Annotated in this window: 5 protein-coding genes and 1 pseudogene; all 6 read right to left on the bottom strand. The window is 67.8% G+C overall.

Features of this window, described 5'->3' with window-relative positions; all coding sequences use genetic code 11:
• Positions 1–100: 100 nt before the first annotated feature.
• Positions 101–469, bottom strand: coding sequence for a hypothetical protein (locus ACGFWI_RS38835; RefSeq protein WP_393910779.1), 369 nt, complete (start codon positions 467–469; stop codon positions 101–103).
• A 547-nt stretch (positions 470–1,016) separates the two neighbouring features.
• Entirely contained in the window at positions 1,017–1,724 is a 708-nt protein-coding gene (locus ACGFWI_RS38830; protein ID WP_393910778.1) for an ATP-binding cassette domain-containing protein, read from the bottom strand.
• A gap of 212 nt (positions 1,725–1,936) precedes the next feature.
• Positions 1,937–2,770: pseudogene (locus ACGFWI_RS38825) on the bottom strand (ABC transporter ATP-binding protein); the annotation flags it as partial.
• A gap of 35 nt (positions 2,771–2,805) precedes the next feature.
• Positions 2,806–3,237 (bottom strand): lasso peptide biosynthesis B2 protein, encoded by a 432-nt coding sequence (locus ACGFWI_RS38820; RefSeq protein ID WP_393910777.1) that lies wholly within the window; start codon positions 3,235–3,237, stop codon positions 2,806–2,808.
• A complete protein-coding gene (locus ACGFWI_RS38815) occupies positions 3,234–3,545 on the bottom strand; it encodes a lasso peptide biosynthesis PqqD family chaperone (RefSeq protein WP_393910776.1) in 312 nt (103 codons plus the stop codon). Before ACGFWI_RS38815 ends, ACGFWI_RS38820 begins: the two co-directional genes overlap by 4 nt.
• A partial coding sequence (locus ACGFWI_RS38810) for an asparagine synthase-related protein (RefSeq protein WP_393910775.1) occupies positions 3,542–4,089 on the bottom strand: 548 nt, incomplete at its 5' end. The genes ACGFWI_RS38815 and ACGFWI_RS38810, both read right to left, overlap by 4 nt.

Raw genomic sequence — 4,089 nt, 5'->3', positions numbered from 1 at the left:
GCCCCCCCCCACCAAACATCCCGTGGGGGTGCCGCCCGCTCGGGGCGGGCGGCACCCTCACCGCATTGCCGCGCGGTCCGTCAACGCGCAGCGTTGTATCTCACTGGTCGGAGTAGCTGAAGTCGCCCACGGTCCAAGCGCTGACGTCATCGATCGCCACGCGGTACATCCCGCCTGTCTCCGGGACCCCCGCCGTGCCCTGCAGAATCCGAGCCACATGGAAATGCAGATGCGTGGGCGCCTTGTCCTCACACGTCGTAGCGGTGAAGGCGGCGGAGAATTCATTGAGGCGGGCCGAGTCCGCCAGGACCTCGGACACCCGCTGCCTCCAGACAGCTTCGGGAGCCAGCCGACCCGTGATGACAGCACCACCGGCGACCACGGTCAGCGTCATCTGGTGGCTGTGCCCGGACTCCACCAAGGCAGCGACGTCAACAAGCAGTTCGTGAGGCTTCGGCTGAGAGGCGATTTAATCAACGCCGTTCGGTCCGCCTGAGTGGTGGCGCTGGTGCGACATGCAAGATCGAACTGCGCAGACGAGGGCGGCGCTTACCACACTGTTCCTTCATCGCCCAGCTAACCGGCGCACACGCATGCAACGTTGAGGAAGAAACGACAGGTCGCTGTCTCCCGCGCCTCGGCGGTCGTTGGCGTCCACGATGCGGTGGCTGATAGACGCGGGGTGCTGGATGAGGGTGTCGACGCTGCCGAGGGCGCTCGGCCAAGTCCTCTGGGGACACCGCGGTACGAAGTGCCGCTACCCGCTCGGCCAGCTTCTCGCGCTCGGCTTGCATCGCCGCGAACCCGCGTACGGCGCGGACGATCTCCTCATCAGTCCTGTCGCTCATCGGGTACCCCTTCGGTCTCCTGCCTCCGAGGTCACTCCATCACATCTAATCTCCAGCGTGGGCTGGGTTTCAGAAGCCGTTCTCCTATCGATCAACACTTTGCTTCTGATCGAACAAGGTCTCTGGTCGGGTGATCTTGCTTTGCTGGAGGCATGAAGGAGGGTAACGCTACGGGCCGTTTACCTGTTTCGTCAGGGTCGGGTAGGGAGCGGGTCCGGCTCCTTCGCCGTTTTCCTGAGGTGGCACGGGCCCCGTGGAAGGGCCGGCACAAGAGCTGCGCATGACTCCGTTGTCGAGCAGGAGACGAAGGGTTGTGCCTGGCAGGGCGGTTTCGCGGTGTGTGACCACCAGCAGTGCGCAGTGCTGTCCAATGTGCCGCAGGGCGGCGAGTACGGATTTCTCGGCTGCGGGGTCCAGGTGGGCGGTTGGTTCATCGAGGAGGATAAGGGCAGGGCGTGGCGCAAGGGCCCGGGCGATGGCGATGCGCTGCCGTTGGCCTCCGGACAGGGCCGTGCCGTGTTCGCCGACCATGGTGTCCAGGCCGTCGGGCAGTGTGCGGACGTGGTGTGCCAGCCCAGTGAGTTCCAGGAGAGTCCATAGTTCGTCGTCGGTGGCCTCGGGTTTGGCGTAGGCGAGGTTGTCGCGGATGGAACCGTGCAGGAGGGGGCTGTGTTGTTCCACGAGGCCGACCGCACGTCGGTAGTCCGCCGTGGGCAGCCGCGTCACGTCACTGCCCTGAAACAGGACGCGTCCGCTGTCTGGTGTGTGGAGACGGGCGGCGAGGTTGAGCACGGTTGTCTTGCCTGAGCCGGAGTCGCCGAAGAGTGCGGTGACTCCGCGCGGCGGCAACTGGAAGCTTGCTCCCTGTAGCACCATCCGTTCCCGCTCGTGGCTGTACCAGACGTTTTGAAACTCCAGGACGGGCGCGCCGCGCGCGAGGTCTGGGGGGCGCCTGCTGGTGCCGGCTGCGCTTGACGGCTGCTGTCGGACTCCTGCGGCTGGGCGAGGGTTTCGGCGATGCGGCCGACAGCGCCGCTGGCCTGTTGCAGCAGGGCGGCGGCGCTGACGAGGGCAGTGAGGGGGACGGAGAGGTAGTTGAGGTAGAGCAGGAACGCTGCCAGGTCAGCGATCGAGGCAGTGCCCTGCGTGGTGCGGACCGCCCCGACCACGACGGTTGCGGTCAGCGCGGTGTGGAGGGCGAGTTCGCTCGCCGGCATGAGACCTGCGTTCAGCCGCGCCATTCGGATCCCGGCGGCGCGGGCTTGGCGGGCGTGAGAGGTGATGCGGTCGGTCTCGCGCTGGGTGGCGCCGCTCATGCGCACCGTGCGGATCGCGCTGAGCGCGCGCTCCAGATCGGCGCTCATATTGCCCAGCATCCGCTGGTTGGCCTCGGCGGCCGGGCGCATGCGGTGTAGAGCGGGCAGCACCGCGAGAGCGATCACCGCGACGACGGTCACGGCGGTCGCCAGCAGCCACAGGTCGAGCCACGCCATCACTGCGAGGGAGCCCAGCAGGCCGATGACTCCCGTCACGGCCTCAGTGCAGCCCGTGGTGAGGGCATCGCGCAGGGCTGTGGTGTCGGTGCTCGCGCGGGAGAGCAGATCACCCAGGCGGTGGCGTTGGTAGTCGCGGGCCGGAAGCCGCAGAAGTTGTCCGATGAGAGTGGTTCGAAGCTGCAGGACGATGTCCTCACCGGTTCGTCCCAGCACGTAGCCGCTGGCGGTCTGGAGAAGTGCCTGGGCTGTAACGAGGGCGGCCAGGGCCCCGACGGCGGGCCACGGAGGTGGACCGTGGCGCCCGGCCCCATCGACGACATGGCTCACCAACAGCGGCTGGGACAAGCCGAGACCCAGAGTGCAGAGCGTCAGCACAATGCACAGGGCGAGAACCTTGCGATGTCCGCGGGTCAACCGGACCAGCATACGAAGCCTGAGCATGCTTTCTGGTACGACGTCGCTCACGTCGTGGTCTGCGGTACGTGGGCCCCGACAGCCATGATGGTCCGGTAGTGGTCTGCCGGATGCGGCTCGTCGACGGGTTGCCCTTCGGCCTCTACCCAGGCGTGGGCGGCGAACGGCTGGGTGCGCACTCCGGTACACCAAGTGGGCCAGCTGCCCCGCATCCGGCACAGCAGCGCGGTGGCGAGGGAGCGTTGCAAGCAGCCCTCGCCCGCGCAGAACACGCTGAGTGCGACCACACTGACGCGGGCCTGGCGCGCCTCGGCGAAGGTGGCGGGGCGCGCACCGCGCCGGATCCGGCTGAGCACGGCATGGATGCGGTGTGGCGGCTGCTTCGCCAGCAGCCAGGCGAGGACGATGGCGGCCCGGGCAGGAGGCCGACGCCAGAGTGCGGGGCGGGTCTCGGCGGGCAGGGCGGTGGAGACGCTCATGCCACATCTCCGCGGAGGGTACGGGCGTCAGGACCGTGGTCTGCTTCCGTGTCGGCCTCGGCCAGCCCCTGTTCCGTCAGGCATGTCACGAAAGCTGCGATGTCCGCGCTGACCTGCTCCACACCGGTGTCCGCTCCCGCCGTGAGGCGCTGGGCGAGCTCCTGGGGACAGGCTCCGTCCAGCAATGCCGTCAGGACGGTCGCCCCGGTGGCATTGAGTTCGAAGAACCTGCCCGTGGTCTCCTCCAGCACGGCCATGCCGTTGTCGGTCACGGCGGTGGAGACATGCGGCTTCAGTCGTACGGTCACGCGTATTCCTCGGTCTGGGACAGGTCGGTGGAAAGTGGTGCCGGGGCGCGGTGCAACAGCCAGTGATCGCAGGCGAGGGTGTCCTCCAGCGCCGTGGAGGTGTGCGGCGTCGGAACGAGCAGCGCGGTGCGCAAGGCCGCCGTCTCGATCAGCCCGCGCGCAGCCAGTTCGGACCGCTCCACGATGTCGACGAGCGCGCGGCGGTGGGTGCGCAGGCCGTCGTAGAAATCGGTGTCCGTGCTCCCCTTGGTGGTCCTGGCCAGCAGCTCGTTCGGGACGACGCCTCGCATGGCGGTGGTGAGCACCTGTTTATAGGCGTACGGGGTGCCGCGGTGAATCAGGTGTACCGCCAGGCACGCTTCGACCACCCTGTCGTCCAGGAACGGCAGGGCGGCCCAGGGCGTGTGCAATTCCTGGCGCATCAGCCGGTAGACCTGTGCTGCTGACCGGACACGGTGCAAGCTGTGATGCTGTCCCCGATCGGGGGCGAGCGGCTCGACGCCGTCGGCCGCTTCCTTCAACACCGCGGCAACGAGCGCTTCGG

This window comes from Streptomyces sp. NPDC048434, from assembly GCF_043200375.1.
Classification (GTDB): Bacteria; Actinomycetota; Actinomycetes; order Streptomycetales; family Streptomycetaceae; genus Streptomyces.
Note: the sequence above shows the minus strand (reverse complement) of the source record. Positions and strands in the feature narration are given on the sequence as shown.